Genomic DNA, 22,348 nt, shown 5'->3' with positions numbered 1-22,348 from the left:
GCGCGATTCCACGTTCAGGCGCACCACCGGTTCGGTATTGGAAGAGCGTAAATTGAAGCGCCAGTCGACAAACGACATGCTGATACCGTCCGTTCTGTCCACCGACAACGCCTCACGGGAAAAATGCTGCTCCACGCGCGCAATCGCTGCCGTCGGCTCTGCCAGCGTACTGTTTATTTCACCACTCGCCGGGTAGGCCACCATCCGGTCGCGGACCAGTTGGCCCAGCGACTGCCCTTTCAGACACAGCAGCTCCGCCACCAGCAGCCACGGGATCATTCCGCTGTCGCAATAGGCAAAATCGCGGAAATAGTGGTGCGCGCTCATTTCGCCACCATAAATGGCATCTTCGTGGCGCATCCGCTCTTTGATAAACGCGTGCCCGGTTTTTGACATCACCGGTTTACCGCCTGCCGCCGTCACCACATCCACGGTGTTCCAGGACAGGCGTGGGTCGTGGATAATTTTTGCACCCGGATTCTTCTCCAGAAACGCTTCCGCCAGCAGGCCGACAATGTAGTAGCCCTCAATGAACTGACCTTTTTCATCGAACAGGAAGCAGCGGTCAAAATCACCGTCGAATGCAATCCCCATATCCGCGCCGTGTTCAATCACTGCATGGCGCGTGTCGGCCCGGCATTCCGGCAGCAGAGGATTGGGAATACCGTTGGGGAAGTTGCCATCCGGCGTGTTGTGAATTTTGATGAACTCGACCGGCACACCCAGCGCCTTAAAACGGGCTTCAATGGCGTCAACCACCGGACCTGCCGCGCCGTTGCCGGAATTGAGCACCAGCTTCATCGGTTTCAGTTTGGCGGGATTGATGTAACCCAGCAGGTGGTCAATGTAGGCATCACGGGCAGTAATGCGCTGGTAGCGGCCACGTTTTGTCTCATCAACCGTCGGGAAATCATTGGCTTCCGCCAGGCGCTGCACGTCGCGCAGACCGGTATCACCGCTGATAGGCCGTGCCCCTTCCCGCACCAGCTTCATGCCGTTGTAATCCATCGGATTATGGCTGGCGGTCACTTCAATACCGCCGTCAATGCCCAGGTGGAAAGTGGCAAAATAAATCTCTTCGGTGCCCGACATGCCAATATCCAGCACATCCACCCCCGCGTCCTGTAGTCCTCTCGCCAGCGCCAGCTTCAGCGTCTCACTGGTCAGGCGCACATCGCCGCCAAGGACAATGGTTTTTGGCTTCAGGAACTCGCCGTAAGCGCGGCCGATACGCCACGCGATATCTTCATTCAGCTCTTCGCCCAGCCTGCCGCGAATATCGTAGGCTTTGAAACAGGTTAGCTTTTTCATAGATTAATCTTCATTTCTATAACGTTCTTTCTGCCTAACCATATCATCCTCTCCTAAATAATCTCCAGAGCTAACTTCTATTAAATTAAGAGGAATAACGCCTGGATTTTCCAAACTATATACAGCTCCAAGTGGAATATATATTGATTCATTCGCTGTAATCAATTTAATTTCATTATTCAAAGTTACTTTGGCTGTGCCTGATAGAACTATCCAATGTTCTGAGCGATGATGGTGCATGCGTAAGGAAAGACCTTCTCCTGGCTTTACAATGATCTTTTTGACTTTGTATCTATCACCTTGATCAATTGCATCAAATTTCCCCCAAGGACGAAATACTTCACGATGCGTAATATGCTCAGTTCTATTCTGATGTTTAAGCATGTCAACTATTTTTTTTACATTCTGAACTTCTGATTTTTTCGAAACCAAGATTGCATCTTTAGTTTGTATAACTACAACATCCTCAATACCTATTGCAGCGACTAATGTGGAGTCAGAATATATATAGTTATTTTTTGTATTGTATGTAAGAACATCTCCTTTACAAACATCACCGGATTCAGTTTTTTCACTAATATTCCATAATGATTGCCAGGAACCAACATCACTCCAACCAATATTCAGAGGATATACAACACAGCATTCTGTTTTTTCCATTACTGCAAAATCGATTGATTCAGCAGGGCAACCTTTAAAAGACTCTTCAGACAGCCGGATGAAATCTAAATCATGATAAGATGTAGACATTGCCGATTCGCATGCGTCATAAATATCAGGGCGATATTTCTTTAATTCATAAAGATAGGTAGATGCTTTAAATAAAAACATCCCACTATTCCAGAAATGATTTCCTGATGAAACATATTCTTCAGCTAATCGCCTGTTTGGCTTTTCCACAAACTTATTTACATGATAAAATAAAGAGTCGCCCGAGGACTTATTTTTTTCTAAAGGCAATCCTCGCTCTATATAACCATAACCAGTTTCCGCATACTCTGGAATTATGCCAAAAGTTACAACATGCCCATCTTCAGCAAGAGGAATTGAATTTTTAACAGCTTCACAGAAAGCACTCGACTCGTTAATCACATGATCTGCCGCCAGCACCAGTAACAAAGGTTCTTTTTTTTCATTGCGTTTCAGAGCAGAAAATGCTGCTAATGCTATAGCAGGAGCAGTATTTCGACCACATGGTTCAAGAATAATATTGTCATGAAGTTGATTTATTTGCCGTAGTTGTTCTGCGACAATAAATCGATGCTGTTCATTACTTATAACTAATGGCGTTTTGCATGATAAAGAAGATAATCGCAACAACGTAGTTTGTAATAATGAGTTATCTTCGGTTAGATGTAAAAACTGTTTCGGATAAAGTTCTCGCGATAATGGCCACAAACGACTACCAGTACCACCAGCCATAATTACAGGAATCAATGGCGCGTCAGACATGATTTAAACCCTTGTTATCCAAGCCAATAACTTTACTATTTTCAATATGAAAATATGCTCGGCTGTTTACATGAACGTCTTTTTCTTCCTTTAATTCTTCTGATTTAAACCATCTCCATATCTTATGCTGTTCATCTGGAAGACATAGGCAACTCTCCTGTCCCCGAATATGAAAGGCAAGAACAATATAATGAGTAGAAAAATCTGGGCCGGAAAAGTTATCATCATAAAAGTGCTGCCAGACACCATAAAATTCAGCCACTGACAACGGTAAACGTAAACCTAACTCCACCAACGTCAAGCGCTCAAAAGCATTCTCGATCCGTTCATCTTTCTGCACCCGCCCCCCAGGAACAAACCAGTATCCCTGTGCAGGACGATTAAGGCGCTTCCCCAGTAAAAACTCTCCATCCGCATTCTCCACAATCAAATCAATGGAAACCAACGGGGTTGAACGAACTACTGTGGCAAATTCGTCATGATGTAAAAACATGCTTATCCTCGGCACCAATGCTGATTCTCGAGAAACCACTGATATGTGCTTTCCAGGCCGCACTCCAATGACACACTGTGACACCAACCAAGAGAATGTAACCTTGTAACATCGAGCAGTTTGCGTGGTGTTCCGTCAGGTTTTGAGGAGTCAAACACTACTTTGCCTTTATATCCCACCACTTGCGCGATAGTCTGAGCAAGTTCACGGATAGTACAGTCAACACCTGTTCCTACATTGATATGTGATAGCATTGGCTGGGTATATTCTTGCCAGATTTCGCTGTCCAGTTCCATCACATGAATACTAGCCGCCGCCATGTCGTCGACATGCAAAAATTCGCGCATTGGCGTCCCGCTTCCCCACACCACAACATCTGGCGCATTTTGCTCGCGAGCCTCATGAAAGCGGCGCAGCAGCGCCGGGATCACATGCGAATTACTCGGATGAAAGTTGTCATGAGGTCCGTACAGATTGGTCGGCATCACCGAGCGATAATCGCGGCCATACTGTCGGTTATACGATTCGCACAGCTTGATACCGGCAATTTTGGCAATCGCATACGGCTCATTGGTCGGTTCAAGAGTCCCCTGCAACAGTTCACTTTCAGCGATTGGCTGGGAAGCTTGCTTGGGATAAATACAGGATGACCCAAGAAACAACAGTTTATTCACGTTATGCAGATGTGCTGCGTGAATAATGTTGCTCTCAATCATCATATTTTCATAAATAAAATCAGCAGGATAAGTATTGTTTGCCACAATCCCCCCTACTTTTGCCGCCGCCAGATAAACCTGGTCAATACGTTCAGTGGCAAAGAACGCCTGCACCGCACTAGAGTCCAGCAAATTAAGTTCGTCACGTGTGCGTAGCACTAACTCAACGTTATCTCGTAAAGACAGTTGTCTCACGATGGCGGTCCCCACCATCCCTCGATGGCCCGCAACAAATATACGTTGCTTTTTCATGATTATTCCAAAGATAAATTGACATCAAACCCACTTTCTTTCAGGAGAGAATACTTCTTAGCGGCCTCAAGGTCCGAAGCGACCATCTCAGCAACCATCTCCTGAAGAGTAATTTCAGGCTTCCACCCTAGCTTTTCATGTGCTTTACTTGGATCTCCAAGAAGTGTTTCAACTTCTGCAGGACGGAAATAACGCGGATCTACTTCCACAATCACATCCCCCACTTTAACACCCGGCGCATCATGTCCGGTCACTGAAGCTACAATGCCTTTCTCATTCACGCCCTCGCCTTCAAAGCTCAATTTAATCCCCAATTGCGCGGCAGACATTTCAACAAAATCACGGACGGAATACTGTACACCAGTAGCAATCACAAAGTCTTCTGGCTGTTCTTGTTGCAGCATCATCCATTGCATCCGGACATAATCTTTGGCATGCCCCCAGTCACGCAAGGAATCCATATTGCCAAGGTAGAGGCAGGATTCCAATCCCTGAGCAATATTAGCCATTGCGCGGGTAATTTTACGAGTTACAAACGTTTCGCCACGACGAGGAGATTCGTGGTTGAACAGAATACCGTTGCAGGCATACATCCCGTAGGATTCACGGTAGTTGACGGTTATCCAGTAAGCATAGAGTTTGGCAACGGCATAAGGTGATCTCGGATAAAACGGTGTTGTTTCTTTCTGCGGGATCTCTTGTACCAAACCGTACAGTTCAGAAGTGGAGGCTTGATAAAAGCGAGTTTTCTTTTCTAGTCCTAAGAAACGAATAGCTTCCAATAGGCGCAATGTCCCCATAGCATCTACGTCAGCAGTATATTCAGGGGACTCAAACGACACAGCAACATGACTCATGGCTCCCAAGTTATAGACCTCATCCGGCTGAACTTCTTTTAAGATACGAGTCAGGTTGGAAGTATCCGTCAGGTCACCATAATGCAGATTAAACTTTGGATTACCCAAATGTGGATCTTGGTAAATATGATCAACTCTACCTGTGTTGAATGATGATGCTCGACGTTTGATACCATGAACTTCATAACCTTTTTCTAGCAGAAATTCTGCCAAGTAAGAACCATCTTGGCCGGTTACACCAGTAATAAGAGCAACTTTTGACATACTATAACATCTCCAACATTATTAATTTCGCGATTCTATTTCTTTTCTGATAACACTCATAATGAAGTCAGCACATTTTTCACGTCGTTTAAGCCCTAACTTCATTAAATCACCATTTTCTTTAACAGATTTCTCCTCCTCGGCTTTAAATAATGCTTTAGCCAAAGAATACTCATCTTGTGGATTAAAGAAAATAACATCACCACAATTAACTTCTCTGTTAACATCAATATCTGATAAAATCACCTTTTTCCCGAGAGCTACCGCATCATAAGTAGCTCCCCCACCTGGACCACCCTCAAAAAGAGTTGGTTGAATAACCGCTATGCTTTTTTTAATCAGCTCCACTTGCTCAAGTTTTGGTATATGTCCCAAAATTTGAATTTTAGATGAAATTCCCAATTTTTGAATTAAAGCTTTAAGCTCACCGAAGTATTCCGGGAATCGATAATCCTGAATACCTCCAGTACAAACCAAATATGCTTCGGGGTTTACTTTAATATATTCCTTAAATGCTTTGAACACTACTGCGTGATTTTTATGCTTCCAAAATTGATTGCAAACTATAAAGTAATCTTTATTAATTGCATATTTATCGACGAGATTTGAATTATCATCAAGCCATATTTGTTGTGGGCAAGGGCTGAATGGTAAAGCATGTAAATCCGCAGAAAAATCCCCAATGAAATTTTTAGCATCAGCAATTACAGAATTAGCATTAACTATAATATTATTCGCACTGGAAAGCATTTCCCTAAAATATAATTCACGTTTTTTAATTTCACGAACACTAAAAAAAGAAGGATAATAGCAATGCTGAAAATCATATATATAACCAATCCATGGACTATCAAAAACTGAATTAGTTGGAACCCTCATGCATGGAAAGATAATATCATTATCAGATTTAGCATGATAGTCAAAATATGAATTTGAATTACTATTAATAAAAGTCAGCTTTGATTTATCAACCAATCCACTGAAGGCATTATGGTAATACCCTTCATCAAACCCATCTTTTTTAACCCATCTAGGAAATTTTCCTTTTCCTAATGACTTGATTCCATTCTTTATGGGAAAAACGTTTTTTCTGAATAATGAAGCAAAGTCATCTTTTGGTACAATTATATCTGTAAAAACATCATCTTTTGTAGATAATATAAGTAAAAGATATTTTATAAAATCGACCCCGCCTCCCCATTCATTAAAGCCATCAGTGTTAATCGTAATTTTCATAAAATGACCTTAGGAATTTGACATTTACTTCTCATTATAAAAACATTTAATTTTGTTACAGATATAAATTACCTGCTCATCTGTCATACCTGGATAACTTGGTAAATTCATGCCTCTCCATCCAAGATCCTCCGCAACAGGATGCTTTTGATATTTCTCTGAGTACATTGGCATAGTATGTACAGGGTAAAATAATGGGCGAGTCTCAATAGAATTTTCGGATAAATAATTCCTCAACTCTTCACGCTCTTCAGCTGTTCTTGTCAAAATCGACACCATCCAATACGTATGAAAAGTATTGTCACTTTCCTGATGAACTTTAACAGGGGAATTAAACAGTTCCTTTTTATATATTTCAGCGATATTTCTTTTACGATTAATAAAACCTTCTGCCTGCTCTAATTGAGCCAGCCCTATTGCCGCACAAATATTAGTCATTCGATAATTATAACCAATCACATCATGCCAGTATTGACGATGGGCAGCTAATCCTTGACCCTTATAATGAACACATCTTTCATATAAAGTTTTATCATTAGTCACAACCATGCCACCTTCACCAGTTGTGATAGTTTTATTTCCAAAAAAACTAAATGTCGAAATATCACCAAAAGTGCCGACGTATTTATCCTTGTATTTTGAACCAAATGCTTCTGCACAATCTTCTATTACAAATAGATTGAACTCGTTTGCAATTTCAAGAATTGCATCCATGTCACAAGGCTGCCCATATAAATGAACACACATGATAGCTTTAGTTTTGTTTGTTATTTTATTTCGGATATCTTCAATTGATACCTGCCATGTTTCTGCGTCTGAGTCCACAAAAACTGGAATTGCGCCTGTATAATTTATCGCATTAACAGAAGCAATGTAAGTTAATGTTGGAACGATGACCTCATCCCCCTCAGAAATACCCAATGCTATCAATGCCAAATGTATTGCTACGGTGCCATTACTCACTGTAGTTGCATATTGTGCGGAGATATGTTTTGAAAACTCTGTTTCAAAACGCTGAATATAACTTCCTTTAGAAGATATCCATGTTGAATCTAAACAGTCGTTAACATACTCTTTTTCTTTGCCTGTCAGAGATGGTTCATACACTGGAATATATTTCATTTATACCTCAAATACTTAGTTGCGAGTAAATACATTTTTTAAAAGAAATTGTATACCAAACAATATAGTTAACAATGTAAATAGCTATGAAACAAGATAGCATTGCAGTCAATCCAAAATGACTAACGATAAAATACTTAGCGGGTATAGAGATGATTACTAGCGAGACAACAGCAAACACTTGTTGTTTCACTATTCCCAGTCCATTTAAAAAACTTGCAAGAGTATTCGAAACGGCATCGACAATAGACCAGATAGCGTACGCTATTATAAATGATTGAGGAATATCTATCTTATCCCCCGTCCAAACTGAAATTATATCACGTCCAAATAAAATCAAGAATGTAGCCATAATTAATGATGAAAAACCTACAATCTTAAACGAAGCTAATAGTGTTTTTTTTATAAAATGAGTATCTTTTCTCGCATGAGCATCCGCATATGCAACCCAGAGGGGGGTATTGTATATTGTCAACGGCACTGTAGATATTTGGAATAACCGTTGAGTCAAACTTAATATTGCGACAAATGCAACACCTAAAGTTGAAGATATTATAAAGTTATCTCCACTCCAAGTAGCTAAAGTACCAATTTGCAAAATAAAGAAGAAAAAGCCGGTTGATATTAAATGAGGGGCTTCATTTCTCATATTGAGGAAAATTTCGTTTAAAGATACAAACCCATCCTTAATCAGAAGGATCATCAAAAACATACCCGTGAATAATGGAATACCTGATGAAATCAATATAAGCACAGGTATAGTAGCATGTAATGATGAATAATATATTAAACAAAAAATCGATATTAATGAGAGTAATGAGTTTAAAAAATATGTAATATACGCTTTCTGCATTCCCATATAAATTTTCTGGATCCCATTTGATAATATACTGATACCAAAAATGACCACAAACAATTTAATAGCTCGTTGGACTTCGCCTAAAATATTATCATCAATTCCTTTAATAAATATACGCCAATCGATTACACTACATATAATGTAGAGAACGCATGTAATACAAATTGATACCAACAGCAAGAGAGCTATACCGCCACTAGTTTTTTTAATTACTTCAGGTCTCTCACCATTAGCGCAAGCATGTGCGATACGGTTTGTAAGCGCATTGCCAATTCCAAGATCTAAGAATGTTAGCGCTGCGCTCAAACTTGCTATCGTCATCCACACACCAAATCTTGCCGACCCCAAATATGGTAAGGTTAAACTAACGGTAAGCACTAAGGTCAACAATGATAAAAACTTACTGATTAGATTCGCAATAATTGAAAGAGATATTATTCTATACCTTTCCTGCTGCCGTCCATAATCTGTGGAAGTATCGAATTTTTTTAATGTACAGTACTTTAAAACTGAATAGATTTTTCTCAAAAGATTATTCATTTGTATTTCATTTATTTCCATTGAGTGAAAAAACTGAAATAGAATATTTCAATTTTCTCAAAAAACGTCGACAACCTTTAGGAATCATGGTTTTAAATAAAACATAAATCACAAACTTTGGAATAATCCGTTTATTGTTTTTCCACATAATAGCAAACAATTCTTTATCACGTAGTAATGTTTTATTTGCAGACACTCCACTCATATCATATTTAATGTATCCATCAGTTATTAATGGAAGGGAGGCTAACCCCTCCGGAAAAGTCTTTTGCAATAAATCATAATCAGCACAAAGTTTATACTTCAGATCATAATCTAAGTGTTCTTTTGGAAAAATAACACCTTGATGGCAATAACCTGTATTTGAGTGCGTTAAGTTAGAGAACCCCAAAAAGGAATCTCTCTCATTGAACAATCCAACTTTAATTAAACATGTTCCTGTTACGTTTGCGTAAACATCGCCTGAAACACAATCACCTGCATTAAGATAATGGATGTAATCACCGTTCGCAATTTTGTGCCCTTTATTCATTGCATCGTAAATACCATTATCTTTTTCGTTTATATAGATAATATTCATTTTAGAAAAATATTCATCTACAACTGACTTAGTATTATCCTTTGACTCTGCATCTATAATAATTATTTCATATGGTTTATTTTTAATAGAAGATAAACTTTGTAAAGTCTTTCTTAACCCATTACCATTGTTATAAGTTACAGTTACTACTGAAATTTTCATTAATTTAATCTCTTCAAGACATCATGAAGTAATACTAAAGGAATACACATTATAACTATAGTTAGGATGGGACCAAAAAAAAATGCAGAAAAATTTCCAGCTATTAGATACTGTAAAAGTATAACCACTGAATAAGAGTATACTGAACATAAAACTGTATTTTTAGTTTGTGACATTTTTATTAAGAGAAAATATGGAATGTATATTCCAAGCGGGATCAAAAAAAGGCAGAAAGGGCCAAAAAAGGCCAAAAGCTCAGCCCCAAATGTTGTAACAGATAAGAAGTTTTCTCCCATGTCACCAAAAATATCTTTGTGTAAACGCTCGCCATAAAAAAGACTATTATCTTTAATTCCTTGAAATCTATTAGCAATGGCGTTTATCTCCTTTCCTATTTCAGACGTAGGAAATAGATCATATTTCATTGACTCATTGATAATATATGGGACACTTTCTACCTGTTCAATTGTAAGTCTATTAAAAATCCTATTTACATTGCTTACGTAATTATTTTCTTGCCCTTCCTGACCTAAACTAAAGTAAAATAAACCAATAACAATACAACTAACAGAAAATAAGATCACCACCTTTCTTAGCATGCTGTGCTTGACCTTATTATTATTAATAATAGACATTAGAATATAATACTGAATCATTAACATGATTAATTCAGAACGATAACCGAACAAACTTATAGTTGAAAAATATATTATAACAACAGAATAGTGCAGTATTTTTCGATCTTTTAGGAGAAGACATAAACTAAAACAAACAATATTTCCAAAATATTTTATATATCTAATATAGATCCCATTCCCATCTGCAATCCTCAGTTTCGCCCCTCCCGGATCTGCATCAAAAATAGGAACACCTTCCTTAAGGAATAAAATTACAGCTGCGAACTCAATCGTTACAAATATCAATAGGAATATAATGATTATTTTTTTTGAATTAAAAAACAAACCACTCTGATATGATAATTTTTTTCGAATAAATAAAGCATATAAGAGGACACATAATATTTGAAATAAAACTAATCCTCCGGCTATGATTTGTATATTAACATTTTTAATTCGAACATCAATTAAGAGCCCATATAACTGGAGAACATAAAAAGAAAACAAAAAAAAACTAATTATCCCTACAGATTTTTTCAAATCCCCCTCCACATTCTGAATAGACAACACTATAAATTATATTATTTTTTTTAATAAACCTTGGACAGCATATTGGGAAAAGAAATATAATGCTGGTATTATTGGGATTTTTAGTTGTTTCCTGTAAATGTTCCACGTCCATTGCGCTGCTATTAATTTATTTGCTGATAATGATTTTTTTGACACCCTATATTTTGCAAGATTCTCTTGAATACATATAGCTTGTTCAGTTTTTCTTAGAATTTCTAACCACATTAAATAATCTTCATGACCAATTTTCTTTTGATAAACTTTTCCTATTTTTTTTACATTATAAATACCCGTTAAATTTCCAATATGATTTTTCCCTAGCATTGTCTTATAAGTAATAATTTCAGGAGAACATACAGAGCCTATTATATTATCCTCCAAATCTATAAGATAATAATTTGTACAAATTACATCAACTTTTTCTGATTCGAGTATATCTAGCTGTTTTTCTAATTTCGTTTCACCCCATAAGTCATCAGCATCACAGAAAGCTATATATTTACCTCTAGACCGTTCGATTCCTATATTTCTACTTTCCGCAACGCCTTTGTTTTTGATATTTCTTATTAACTCAACCCTATCATTACTAATATATAAACTCTGTAGTAATATTGATGTTTCATCAGTACTGCAATCATCAATAATATATAACCTTATGTCTTTATAGGTCTGATTTAATATGGATTCTATTGACTGTACAATTGTAGATGCCCCATTATATACTGGCATAATGATTGAAACTGATTCAGTTTCCAACTTTATTGGTTTCATATTATGTGTTTACAACTCTTGTTTTTGAGTAAGCTTAGAATAAAAAATTTCTTCTAAACCCACGCTACCGCCCCTGGCTCCACAGCTACCAGTGCACTGATAAATTTATTAAATATTTTGACATGGAACTTAGTATTCAGATACCTAATTCAAATCATGTCGCACAATCGAGTTGATATTTACGATGTTATTTTACAACATCTCAACCCTGATCATTACTTTCAATTACAAATTGAAACATCAAAAAAATCATTATAAGCAACTTATAGACATAATATTTTAGAAGTTTATCAGTCCCTTAGATAATTGTGGCATCACATAGCAAGTAATTTCTCAATACTCTTGCGAAACTTAGGCCCTTCTTTCAGGTTACGCAGTCCGTACTTAACGAAAGCCTGCATATAACCCATTTTTTTACCACAGTCGTAGCTGTCGCCCGTCATCAGCATGGCATCAACAGACTGTTTTTTAGCCAGCTCTGCAATGGCATCCGTCAACTGAATACGTCCCCAGGCACCTGGTTGGGTATGCTCTAATTCTGCCCAAATATCAGCGGACAGCACATAGCGGCCTACGGCCATCAGATCGGAATCAAGAGTCTGCGGTTGGTCTGGTTTTTCGATGAACTCAACGATGCGGCTGACTTTGCCTTCGTTGTCTAAAGGCTCTTTGGTCTGAATCACAGAATACTCAGAAAGATCGCCTTCCATACGCTTGGCCAGTACCTGGCTGCGCCCGGTTTCATTGAAACGAGCCACCATGGCAGCGAGGTTGTAACGCAGCGGATCTGCACTTGCAGTATCCAAAACGACGTCAGGTAATACCACGACAAACGGGTTATCACCAATGATAGGGCGAGCACAAAGAATTGAATGACCCAGCCCCAGCAGCTGAGCCTGACGAACGTTCATAATAGTCACGCCCGGAGGACAGATAGACTGCACTTCGGCTAAGAGCTGGCGCTTAACACGCTGCTCAAGGAGTGACTCGAGTTCGTAAGAGGTGTCGAAGTGGTTCTCAACCGCATTCTTAGACGCATGAGTCACCAGAACGATTTCTTTGATACCTGCAGCTACAATTTCGTCGACAATGTATTGAATCATCGGCTTGTCTACGATCGGCAGCATCTCTTTTGGGATTGCCTTCGTAGCAGGCAACATGTGCATCCCCAGACCCGCTACCGGGATAACTGCTTTCAAATTAGTCATTCTCTCTCCTACCTCCAAACGGCTGATAAAGTATAGACTTTAGCCGTACGTTAGCCAGTATTGCTGGCTCCATCCTTAACACGAAATAACCTAGTTAAGGTAAACCGAATGCAAACTCTACACTTCACCAGCACCAAGGTGAACTCGGATTCCTCGGAAACGAACTCATCTCGTCAGTTTTATAGCATTTCCGAAAAATCGAAGTTAACTAAGCCCCAGACACTCAACAAACAGCAATCACTCAGAGACAAACGTAATGTCATCTTTCTTATCGTGCAAAAATTCGTATTTTAAAGTGCGATCCAGCCCCTGAGACAATGTGTAAGGTGCGACAAAACCGGATGAGTGGACTTTCGTTGCATCAAACTGTGTGGTGGCACAGAACTTCTTCACGCGCACAGAGCTGACAGCATATTTTTTGCCGGTCACTTTACCCAAAATATCAAAGCAATAGCCACCTAACATGCCTAAAGCGTAAGGTAAGTGTGCTGAGGGGATTTTTTTACTTAAGCTCTGTTCAACTTCGGTAACCAGTTGATTCATATTCAGATCAGGTTTATCTACGTAATTATAAACCTCATAACCAGCAGTCAAATTCTTCAGTTTATATTTGATAAACTCAACAATATTACCCACATAAGCCATTGATTTATAATTCGTACCCGCCCCAACCATCATAAACTTACCGCCAGCAATCTGTTTCAGCAGATTATAAACGTTACCGCGGTTGCGTTCGCCAAAGATAACAGTTGGACGAATGATAGTCAGCGAACGATCATCAGGCGCTTTAGCATGCCATTCACGAAGAACCTCTTCCGCTTGCCACTTGCTTTTACCGTAGTGGTTGAAGGGATCGTGAGGATGATTTTCATCAGGGTTGGTTTTGTTCAGGCCATAGACCGCAACAGAACTGGTGAAAATGATGTTCTTAACATCATTTTTCTCCATAGCGGCCAATACATTGCGCGTCCCCTGAACATTCACATCATAGTAGAGTGAAGTAGGACTGACATCATCACGGTGTTCAGCCGCTAACAACACTACTGTGTCATAGCCTGACAGCGCCTGATCCAGAACTTGTTGGTCGCGAACATCACCGATTTGCGTGATTTGCGGATAGAAATGACTCTGCTGTTTATCCAGATTCTTGATATCAAAATCCGCAACAGCCGTCTCCAGGAGTCTGGTCCCCACGAATCCGGAGGCACCGATGAGCAAAACTTTATCGTTCATAAATCACTTTGTCTGTTCGTAACACAAGAAACGTATGATAAAGATGAGCGTCTTCCCTGAGTAGTCAATGCTGCCCAGCCCCAGCTTTAACAGTAATTGAGTGATTATAATCTTTTAGCCAATGATATCCAGTAAGATTATAGTGGGGTTACCTCCCCTGCCCCGGTAGCCGAAAATTCACCGCTTCGACATTCACCACCTGATGGTTTACCCGGTCAATGTCAACTGAACTTTGCCCGCTTTCGTTTACCGCATGGATATTCGCCAGTGATAGCAAGGTGTCCTGCTTAGCCATAAACTTACCGCGTACGTCCTTGCGCAGATCGAAGTGCATCTTGAGCGCGGGTCCTGCTGCGGATTGCTGCATCACCCTGATGTTACGTAAAAAAAGGTGCTGCGGTTGGTTGTGCAACTCAAGTGTTGCTCGCTTCATCTCCACGTTGGTGATGGCCACGAACGACGTTGCATTACCTGATGAGATCTGAATGCCGCGTAATTTATATTCAAGTTTCGTGTTATCCAGATGGATATTATTTAACTTAAAGTTCTGCGGGATGGATAAATATCGTCCTTTAATAACACCGTAGCCAATGAGCATACCTGCGCTATTTTCCATATTGATATTATCAATCACGAAATTATCACAGCCATAAATAGCGACCGTCGCATTATCAATACCTGCTTTCTTACTAAAATCTGGGGTAATATTTCGTGCGGTGATATTACGAATGATAAAATGTTTACCGTTCTCTACATGGACTAACTGTCGACAGTCGGTGCCGGTGATATTCGCCACCACAAAGTTTTTTACCGCCAGCTCATCGGGATAGGTATTGTCATAGGTACTGCCCGCCAGTCCGATGCCGATGCCCCAATTCACGTTGCCATTGGTACAGTTGATACGTTCAATGACATGGTCAGAAATGAGGATGTTGCTGTCGTTGATCGCCACATTCCACTCAATGGCATCTCCCTGTAGATCGCTAAAACGGCAGTTTGTAATCTTTACGCCATCCATCCGGTTATGAAAGCCCTGACGCAGGATCCCATAGTTGGCGCGCGTGACGGTAATATCATCGATAACCAGATTGCGCATCAGCCTTGGTGTTTTGCCGCCGATATACATTTGCGTCACTGGGCCAAAACCACTCATGGCAATCCCTTTTATCACACAGTCTGAACCGCGCACATCGAGGGTAACATTCCTCAGGCTCCCCCTCTGCTCACCCACTACCTTACATCCATCCTGCAGAACAAAGCGACCACGGCCATTGCCGCTGATTCTGCCTTGCAGGTGTAGCGTTTTGCCAGGAGGAATAAGGATAGCGGTATTGAGATCCTTACATTCAAGTCCATTTGGTACGACTACCGTTTGTCCTTCTTTGAACGCCTGCCGGAAAGAAGCGACCCAATCCTTTGGGTTGTAATCCTGAATGTTAACACTGTCCGATGATTCAAGCGCCCGGACAACGGGAGAATGCAGTACGACAAGCGCAGAGCCTGCCGTCAGAAAAGTACGGCGTGAGAGTTTGTTCTCTGACATACAACCTCGATTTACATCGTTTGCAGCAGACTGGCTAACTGTTTATTGATCGCTAACTGATTAAATTCAGTTTCAATTTTTTCGCGCGCGCACTGCACAATCGGTTGTACCTGCTCACTGTCGAGTAGGCTAAATGCCGCTAATCTCTCTGCCAGTGCCTGCGCATCGTTTTCCGGTGCCAGCCAGCCAGACTTGCCCGACTCGACCAGCTCAGGGATCCCGCTGTGAACGGTAGAAATTACCGGGATACCTACCGCCATCGCCTCCATCAGCGCCACCGGGATCCCCTCCATATCGCCGTCTCTTCCGGTAATCGACGGCAGTAAAAATATATCCGCCTGTTCAAGCATCTCCTTTACCTGATGGCTGGGCTTAAAGCCGGGCATCTCAATCACGTCATCGAGTTGATATTGCTCGATCAGTGTGCGTAAACGTCGCTCCCAAGGGCCGATACCCAGGATGCGATAACGAAATGAGACGCCCTGCTCTTTTAACTGACGACAAGCTTCGATGGCGACGTGCAGTCCTTTTTTCTCGGTTAACCGGGCGACAGAGATAATTTCCAGCGGTGCAGCTGGTGCTTTCAGTTGGCGAGGGGTAAAACGCGTCATGTCGATACCCATACGCGAAACCGCGATTTTTTGCGGCGGGCATCCCATGTTTTTTAAACGTCCGGCCCAGAGATTGCTGATGGGTAACATCAAATCTCCACGTTGAAACAGCTGCTGATACTCAGGGGTATAGCGGGTAAGCACATCCCGATGCGAAACATCGACGCCGTGAAATACCGTGGCGATTTTTCCGCGGATCATCCCAAGCTCACGCAGCTTAGCGGCCGTTACGCCTGCTGGCCCAAAATGAGCAATAAAGACATCCGCTTCAAACGCCCGCGGATTCCCACCGCAAATGGCCGCCAAAATCAGATTGCGTGCCTCGTCGCCATAGTGTGCAACATTAAGCGCTTTCCAGGTCGCTGCGCGGGTGAGACCGTGCAGAGCCGCCGCCGCCCTATATTTCAGCTTCGCCAGTTTGCTTTCCGGTTCATTCAGCAACCAGCGCGTTTTTTCCCCCAGACGGTAGGTATTAAATGAGGCATGCGTATTTTCAAGATCGCCCTTCTGCAAAGCGACAATCTCCACGTCGTAGCCCATATCAATAAATGCGGTTATCTGATTGAGTACAAAGGTCTCAGAAGAGAGCGGAAATTTAAGCAGGAAAAAACCAATCTTCATTTTTCCCCCTCAATACGCGTTAAAACCGACTGCACCATGCGTACCCCGCGTTCGCGTTCGCGTGTCACAGCGTCCCCAAGTCGTATGTTCAGATCAGGTAACTGTCCGAGGGTATCGGCGACCTTTCCTTCCAGACTGCCATCGAGCAGATGACGAATATCGACAGCCATCTCCGGCAACCCCAACTGTTGCATGATCCCTGCCGATTTATGCTCGTAGTTAATGGCGATGGCCGGCGTCATAAAATTCATCGAGATGATGGCCGAGTGCAACCGAGTACCCACCGTCAGATCGCATGCCCCCAGAATCTTCCCCATCTCCAGATCGTTAAGTTCATCCATCACCACGTGATATCGGGACGAATCGTTAACATACTGGCGCAGGTTTAACGCCACCATGCGATCATCTTTGTTGTAACTATCAATACCAGTGCAGGTTGACAGCGCTATCACCTGGTAACCTTCATCAAGGATGCGGTTCACCACGCCGGCAAAGGCTTGCTCATAGGCCTGCTGCGTTGTCCCCAGACGCTTATCAAAAGGAGCCAGCTCGCGCAATGTAATGGCAACGGTCTTCTGTTTAGCCGCCATGTCTAACCAGTGCTGTACCGCATAACCTGGCTCAAAATCCTCATGATGATTGTCGACAAGCCAGGCCGTATCCACGCCTGTTTCGACTTTATCCGTGGTAATTGCGCTGCGTTTCATCAGATCCAGACTGACGGATTCACGTAAAATCAATGCATTACAGTGGCCAAACACGTAGTTCGCCAGTTGATTAAACTGCTCATCCTGGAATGGCCCCACGCTGTGACCAATCATGTACAACGGTTTTTTCGCCATAAACGAACACAACGCATGTTCAAACTGCGGCACACCATACAGATCGACAAAGAACGATCCACCGACCTGGATGATGGCGTCATAGCGCGACAACAAACGAACAAAATCGGTAAAGCCCTGTGCGATAGCTATATTGCGCAGATTACCGGAGTCGGTAACACGCGAGAGCAGTACCTGGTGCTGATAGCGACGACGCAGCACCTTCTTCACGCGCCCCATAACACCCGCTGCGTTGTTGTGTTGCTTCATCTGCGAATACAGCGGATCGCCCATAACCGGGCGGTTCAGCAACCACGAAGAGCTCACCGGGTAGCGGCTCATAACATCCACTTCAGTCTCAGGACGCAACGCGTTAATGGCATCCAGCAAACCGCGCAGGATCGCGCTATCCCCTCGGTTCCCGCAGGTATGGTTGCCCAAAATTAATAGTTTCATTATGACCTCTTAAAGCGTTGTTCTTATCCTGCACGGAGCAAGGTTTTCATTTTTTCACTGCGACAGAGCTGGCGTTTTATTTCCACCACCAGCGGATGACGCGACAGCACCATCATTAGCGCAAACGCCAGTGCCCCTGCCGCTATCTGGCTCCCCAACAACACGCCCAACGACAGTTGCCCATGCAGCATTACGCCCAGCGCATAGCTCACCACAAGGGTTGGCAAGGAGAGATACAACGGCAGCCAAAGACTGAGCATGTACTGGCGGTAGCTGGGGCCAAGAACAGGTTTAATCATCACGAAATAGCTGAGGACTGTGTTAATCACCTGGACCAGCAAAAAGCCCAGCGTCACGCCAATTGCCCCGGCCAGATGTCCACCGATGAAAATGGCGGGAATAAACAGAAAGGTTTTGAACACATTGAATTTAAAGCTGATATCGACCCGCGCTTTCGCCATCAGCAGTGAACCGATTGGATTCCCCACCGAGCGCAGCAGCCCAACAATGCACAGCAGTTGCAGGATGGGGATAATGCCGTTCCACTTCTCACCGAATACCAGCGGCACCACGTTATTCGACACCACCATCAGTCCCAGCAGCGCCGGGAAGTTGAAAATCCCAACCACCGACAGCAGCTTGTAAAAATTCACTCGCAGCTTTTCACTGTCGTCCTGGATTTTGGCAAACGCCGGAAACAGCACGCGGGTGATAATCGGGTTCAGTTTGATCGGGGGGACAACCGCCACATTCCAGGCGAGATTGAATCCGCCCGCCACGCCAGCTCCCAACGTGCGGGCTAAAACCAGCGTGGAAAGGTTGGTATTGATGTAATTGATGATGCTGTCTGCCGTCAACCACGCACCAAAACGCAGATTCGACGAAACGGATGCCAGCGAAAAATGCAGCCCCGGACGGTAAATCCGGCGACCAAAATAGCCGAACAGCAGCGTACGTAGCGTACTGTTTACCAGGTACCCGAGAATGGCCGTCAGTGCGAGCGGCCAGAAATGGGCGCTGACTACGGTAAAGGTAAAACCGGCCAGTACCGAACTGGTTTCAATCATGCCAATTTTGTTGAAGGCCAGCTCTTTTTGCATCAGCGCACGAAACTGCTGCCCGTGCGGTATCACCACAAACGCCAGCGATAACGTTTTGATGAGCGGTGCCAGTTCTGGGTTATTAAGTACGCTGGCAATCGTCTCGCTCAGCAAAAACATCGCTACGCATACCACGATACCCAGCCCCACGTTGAGCCAGTACAGCGTGGTCAGTTCAAGATAGCCAATCTCTTTGCGCTGAATAATTGAGTTGGCAATACCAAAGTCAGACAACGTATCGGCCAGCGCGATGATCACCAGCGCCACGGTTAACAACCCGAACTGGTGGTTATCAATAATCCGTGCCAGTACGGTCATCTGGATAAGACCCAGACCAATGATGATCACCGTGGCAATCGCCGACCACTTTGCGCCGTTCAGCGTTTTTTCTCGTAAGCTCATGTTAATACGCCGCTTTGTTGACAAAGCCTTTGAATACCGTCAGAAAAACAATTTTGATATCGAACCACACGCTCCACTCGCGAATGTATTCGAGGTCAAACTCCACACGTTTTTCCATTTTTTCCAGCGTATCGGTTTCACCGCGCCAGCCGTTGATTTGCGCCCAGCCGGTAATACCCGGTTTCACCTTATGGCGTAACATGTACCCCTCGATAAGCTGGCGGTACTGTTCGTTATGCGCTACCGCATGCGGGCGTGGCCCGACAATAGACATGCCCCCGGTCAGCACGTTAATAAACTGCGGCAGTTCATCGAGCGACGTTCGGCGCAGGAAATTCCCCACAGGGGTAACGCGCGGATCGTTTTGCGTCGCCTGCGTCACAACCGCGTCGTTTTCCATCACTTTCATCGAGCGAAATTTCCAGACTTTGATCGGTTTTCCGTCCATGCCATAACGGGTCTGGCGGAAAATCACCGGTCCTTTGGAGGTCAGTTTTACCAGTAGCGCTATGCCACACAGCACCGGAGAAATAAGCAGCAGGATCAGCGAAGCCAGCACGATATCTTCCGCGCGTTTCAACAGGCGATTGATCCCCGAGAGCGGCGTGTCATACAGCGGCACCACCGGAACGCCGTTCATCTCTTCAATCCGTGAATGCAGAATGTTGAATGTAAAGACATCAGGAATAAGGATCACTGAGCAGGTAGTGTCGGCCAGCGCGCGAACCAGTTTTTTGACGCTGGCGCCATCGCTCATCGACATGGCGATATAAACGTTATGAATACGTGAGGCTTTGGCGTCGTCCACCAGCTGTTGCAGATTACCGGCCCAGTCACGGGAGTTTTTTCCAGGGATAGGATCGTGATAGACCCCCGCCACTTCAAACCCCAGCCACGGTTCATGGCGAAAGCTGTCCAATAGCATTTGTCCGGCGGGCAGGTCCCCTGCCACCGCCACCCGGCGCGTGTTATACCCGCGATTACGCAGCCATCCCGCGCCGTAGCGAATAAACGAACGGCACAACACCAGGCCAACGCTGGATAGCAGATACCACGCCAGCCAGACGGCGAGACGGTTATCAAAATCGTTATTAAAGGCGATCAGACCTGCGCAAAAAATCAGGCTCAGCGTCCAGTTTTGCAGCAACAGCACCAGCTCAGTGGAAATTTTGACACCGCGCCAGGAGCGATAAAAATCCGTTATGCCACCGAGCATCTGAAAAACGACCAGCGTGATCAACGCCACCAGCAGGTGCATGTACAGGAAAGGCAAACCGCTTAATTCGCAGATTACCCACAACCCGCCAAACATGATGGTGATATCTGAAAAGCGTTGCACCATCGAAATTAACGACGCATTGGTTTTGGCGCGTTCGCGCTTTTTTAGATGTGTCATCGTGGTTCCTGTTAGTCACCCTTTGCCCAGCTTCGGGCAAAGGAAGCACCAGCATTACTGATTCAGTAACGCCAGAAGAGTGCGCGTTCGCGCTTCCATCAACGGAATATCTCCGCGCGATTCCACGTTCAGGCGCACCACCGGTTCGGTATTGGAAGAGCGTAAATTGAAGCGCCAGTCGACAAACGACATGCTGATACCGTCCGTTCTGTCCACCGACAACGCCTCACGGGAAAAATGCTGCTCCACGCGCGCAATCGCTGCCGTCGGCTCTGCCAGCGTACTGTTTATTTCACCACTCGCCGGGTAGGCCACCATCCGGTCGCGGACCAGTTGGCCCAGCGACTGCCCTTTCAGACACAGCAGCTCCGCCACCAGCAGCCACGGGATCATTCCGCTGTCGCAATAGGCAAAATCGCGGAAATAGTGGTGCGCGCTCATTTCGCCACCATAAATGGCATCTTCGTGGCGCATCCGCTCTTTGATAAACGCGTGCCCGGTTTTTGACATCACCGGTTTACCGCCTGCCGCCGTCACCACATCCACGGTGTTCCAGGACAGGCGTGGGTCGTGGATAATTTTTGCACCCGGATTCTTCTCCAGAAACGCTTCCGCCAGCAGGCCGACAATGTAGTAGCCCTCAATGAACTGACCTTTTTCATCGAACAGGAAGCAGCGGTCAAAATCACCGTCGAATGCAATCCCCATATCCGCGCCGTGTTCAATCACTGCATGGCGCGTGTCGGCCCGGCATTCCGGCAGCAGAGGATTGGGAATACCGTTGGGGAAGTTGCCATCCGGCGTGTTGTGAATTTTGATGAACTCGACCGGCACACCCAGCGCCTTAAAACGGGCTTCAATGGCGTCAACCACCGGACCTGCCGCGCCGTTGCCGGAATTGAGCACCAGCTTCATCGGTTTCAGTTTGGCGGGATTGATGTAACCCAGCAGGTGGTCAATGTAGGCATCACGGGCAGTAATGCGCTGGTAGCGGCCACGTTTTGTCTCATCAACCGTCGGGAAATCATTGGCTTCCGCCAGGCGCTGCACGTCGCGCAGACCGGTATCACCGCTGATAGGCCGTGCCCCTTCCCGCACCAGCTTCATGCCGTTGTAATCCATCGGATTATGGCTGGCGGTCACTTCAATACCGCC

The 22,348-nt window shown here is 43.9% G+C and carries 19 protein-coding genes; all 19 read right to left on the bottom strand.

Annotated features, from left to right (window positions below; all coding sequences use genetic code 11):
• Positions 1 to 1,311 (bottom strand): colanic acid biosynthesis phosphomannomutase CpsG (cpsG, locus tag OGY09_RS10530; RefSeq protein ID WP_286590377.1); only part of this gene is annotated, 1,311 nt, incomplete at its 3' end.
• Between the two features lie 3 nt (positions 1,312 to 1,314).
• Positions 1,315 to 2,763: a mannose-1-phosphate guanylyltransferase/mannose-6-phosphate isomerase gene (locus OGY09_RS10525; RefSeq protein ID WP_150388506.1), complete on the bottom strand. Its 1,449-nt coding sequence runs from the start codon at positions 2,761 to 2,763 to the stop codon at positions 1,315 to 1,317.
• A complete protein-coding gene (locus OGY09_RS10520; protein ID WP_150388505.1) occupies positions 2,756 to 3,256 on the bottom strand; it encodes a GDP-mannose mannosyl hydrolase in 501 nt (166 codons plus the stop codon). The genes OGY09_RS10525 and OGY09_RS10520 overlap by 8 nt, the downstream gene beginning before the upstream one ends.
• Before the next feature lie 2 nt (positions 3,257 to 3,258).
• A complete protein-coding gene (fcl, locus tag OGY09_RS10515; protein WP_150388504.1) occupies positions 3,259 to 4,224 on the bottom strand; it encodes a GDP-L-fucose synthase in 966 nt (321 codons plus the stop codon).
• A gap of 2 nt (positions 4,225 to 4,226) precedes the next feature.
• Complete coding sequence (gene gmd, locus OGY09_RS10510; RefSeq protein ID WP_150388503.1) at positions 4,227 to 5,345, bottom strand: GDP-mannose 4,6-dehydratase; 1,119 nt, start codon at positions 5,343 to 5,345, stop codon at positions 4,227 to 4,229.
• Positions 5,346 to 5,366: 21 nt separating this feature from the next.
• Positions 5,367 to 6,581 carry a glycosyltransferase family 4 protein gene (locus OGY09_RS10505; protein ID WP_150388502.1) on the bottom strand — a complete coding sequence of 405 codons (1,215 nt, stop codon included), beginning with the start codon at positions 6,579 to 6,581 and terminating at the stop codon, positions 5,367 to 5,369.
• A 24-nt stretch (positions 6,582 to 6,605) separates the two neighbouring features.
• Positions 6,606 to 7,703, bottom strand: coding sequence for a DegT/DnrJ/EryC1/StrS family aminotransferase (locus OGY09_RS10500; protein WP_150388501.1), 1,098 nt, complete (start codon positions 7,701 to 7,703; stop codon positions 6,606 to 6,608).
• A 7-nt stretch (positions 7,704 to 7,710) separates the two neighbouring features.
• The gene (locus OGY09_RS10495) at positions 7,711 to 9,102 is read right to left on the bottom strand and encodes a lipopolysaccharide biosynthesis protein (RefSeq protein WP_150388500.1); all 1,392 of its coding nucleotides are present in this window, start codon (positions 9,100 to 9,102) and stop codon (positions 7,711 to 7,713) included.
• Between the two features lie 7 nt (positions 9,103 to 9,109).
• On the bottom strand, positions 9,110 to 9,844 hold the full coding sequence (locus tag OGY09_RS10490) for a glycosyltransferase (RefSeq protein ID WP_150388499.1): 735 nt from the start codon (positions 9,842 to 9,844) through the stop codon (positions 9,110 to 9,112).
• Entirely contained in the window at positions 9,844 to 11,001 is a 1,158-nt protein-coding gene (locus OGY09_RS10485) for an oligosaccharide repeat unit polymerase (protein ID WP_275399099.1), read from the bottom strand. The genes OGY09_RS10490 and OGY09_RS10485 overlap by 1 nt, the downstream gene beginning before the upstream one ends.
• 36 nt (positions 11,002 to 11,037) lie before the next feature.
• Positions 11,038 to 11,787: a glycosyltransferase family 2 protein gene (locus tag OGY09_RS10480; RefSeq protein ID WP_150388498.1), complete on the bottom strand. Its 750-nt coding sequence runs from the start codon at positions 11,785 to 11,787 to the stop codon at positions 11,038 to 11,040.
• A gap of 329 nt (positions 11,788 to 12,116) precedes the next feature.
• Positions 12,117 to 13,010: a UTP--glucose-1-phosphate uridylyltransferase GalF gene (gene galF, locus OGY09_RS10475; RefSeq protein ID WP_150388497.1), complete on the bottom strand. Its 894-nt coding sequence runs from the start codon at positions 13,008 to 13,010 to the stop codon at positions 12,117 to 12,119.
• A 237-nt stretch (positions 13,011 to 13,247) separates the two neighbouring features.
• The gene (locus OGY09_RS10470) at positions 13,248 to 14,243 is read right to left on the bottom strand and encodes an SDR family oxidoreductase (RefSeq protein ID WP_150388496.1); all 996 of its coding nucleotides are present in this window, start codon (positions 14,241 to 14,243) and stop codon (positions 13,248 to 13,250) included.
• 148 nt (positions 14,244 to 14,391) lie between these two features.
• Entirely contained in the window at positions 14,392 to 15,786 is a 1,395-nt protein-coding gene (gene wcaM / locus OGY09_RS10465) for a colanic acid biosynthesis protein WcaM (RefSeq protein WP_150388495.1), read from the bottom strand.
• An 11-nt stretch (positions 15,787 to 15,797) separates the two neighbouring features.
• Entirely contained in the window at positions 15,798 to 17,018 is a 1,221-nt protein-coding gene (gene wcaL / locus OGY09_RS10460; protein ID WP_150388494.1) for a colanic acid biosynthesis glycosyltransferase WcaL, read from the bottom strand.
• Positions 17,015 to 18,295 carry a colanic acid biosynthesis pyruvyl transferase WcaK gene (wcaK, locus tag OGY09_RS10455; RefSeq protein ID WP_057067819.1) on the bottom strand — a complete coding sequence of 427 codons (1,281 nt, stop codon included), beginning with the start codon at positions 18,293 to 18,295 and terminating at the stop codon, positions 17,015 to 17,017. The genes wcaL and wcaK overlap by 4 nt, the downstream gene beginning before the upstream one ends.
• A gap of 23 nt (positions 18,296 to 18,318) precedes the next feature.
• Positions 18,319 to 19,797: a colanic acid undecaprenyl disphosphate flippase WzxC gene (wzxC, locus tag OGY09_RS10450; RefSeq protein ID WP_057067821.1), complete on the bottom strand. Its 1,479-nt coding sequence runs from the start codon at positions 19,795 to 19,797 to the stop codon at positions 18,319 to 18,321.
• Position 19,798: 1 nt separating this feature from the next.
• The gene (wcaJ, locus tag OGY09_RS10445) at positions 19,799 to 21,193 is read right to left on the bottom strand and encodes an undecaprenyl-phosphate glucose phosphotransferase (protein ID WP_057067823.1); all 1,395 of its coding nucleotides are present in this window, start codon (positions 21,191 to 21,193) and stop codon (positions 19,799 to 19,801) included.
• 54 nt (positions 21,194 to 21,247) lie between these two features.
• Positions 21,248 to 22,348, bottom strand: a 1,101-nt coding sequence (locus OGY09_RS10440; protein WP_286590375.1) for a phosphohexomutase domain-containing protein, incomplete at its 5' end; no start/stop codon positions are given.

The sequence above is a fragment of the Citrobacter sp. Cpo071 genome (genome assembly GCF_030332765.1).
Taxonomy (GTDB): Bacteria; Pseudomonadota; Gammaproteobacteria; order Enterobacterales; family Enterobacteriaceae; genus Citrobacter; species Citrobacter portucalensis.
Note: the sequence above shows the minus strand (reverse complement) of the source record. Positions and strands in the feature narration are given on the sequence as shown.

Excerpts from the sequence above, each read along its gene's own strand:
- OGY09_RS10495 (WP_150388500.1), bottom strand. The coding sequence starts at position 9,102 with ATGAATAATCTTTTGAGAAAAATCTATTCAGTTTTAAAGTACTGTACA.
- OGY09_RS10525 (WP_150388506.1), bottom strand. The coding sequence starts at position 2,763 with ATGTCTGACGCGCCATTGATTCCTGTAATTATGGCTGGTGGTACTGGT.
- OGY09_RS10500 (WP_150388501.1), bottom strand. The coding sequence starts at position 7,703 with ATGAAATATATTCCAGTGTATGAACCATCTCTGACAGGCAAAGAAAAA.
- OGY09_RS10470 (WP_150388496.1), bottom strand. The coding sequence starts at position 14,243 with ATGAACGATAAAGTTTTGCTCATCGGTGCCTCCGGATTCGTGGGGACC.
- wcaJ (WP_057067823.1), bottom strand. The coding sequence starts at position 21,193 with ATGACACATCTAAAAAAGCGCGAACGCGCCAAAACCAATGCGTCGTTA.
- fcl (WP_150388504.1), bottom strand. The coding sequence starts at position 4,224 with ATGAAAAAGCAACGTATATTTGTTGCGGGCCATCGAGGGATGGTGGGG.
- OGY09_RS10490 (WP_150388499.1), bottom strand. The coding sequence starts at position 9,844 with ATGAAAATTTCAGTAGTAACTGTAACTTATAACAATGGTAATGGGTTA.
- OGY09_RS10505 (WP_150388502.1), bottom strand. The coding sequence starts at position 6,581 with ATGAAAATTACGATTAACACTGATGGCTTTAATGAATGGGGAGGCGGG.
- wzxC (WP_057067821.1), bottom strand. The coding sequence starts at position 19,797 with ATGAGCTTACGAGAAAAAACGCTGAACGGCGCAAAGTGGTCGGCGATT.
- wcaL (WP_150388494.1), bottom strand. The coding sequence starts at position 17,018 with ATGAAGATTGGTTTTTTCCTGCTTAAATTTCCGCTCTCTTCTGAGACC.
- gmd (WP_150388503.1), bottom strand. The coding sequence starts at position 5,345 with ATGTCAAAAGTTGCTCTTATTACTGGTGTAACCGGCCAAGATGGTTCT.
- wcaM (WP_150388495.1), bottom strand. The coding sequence starts at position 15,786 with ATGTCAGAGAACAAACTCTCACGCCGTACTTTTCTGACGGCAGGCTCT.
- galF (WP_150388497.1), bottom strand. The coding sequence starts at position 13,010 with ATGACTAATTTGAAAGCAGTTATCCCGGTAGCGGGTCTGGGGATGCAC.
- OGY09_RS10520 (WP_150388505.1), bottom strand. The coding sequence starts at position 3,256 with ATGTTTTTACATCATGACGAATTTGCCACAGTAGTTCGTTCAACCCCG.
- wcaK (WP_057067819.1), bottom strand. The coding sequence starts at position 18,295 with ATGAAACTATTAATTTTGGGCAACCATACCTGCGGGAACCGAGGGGAT.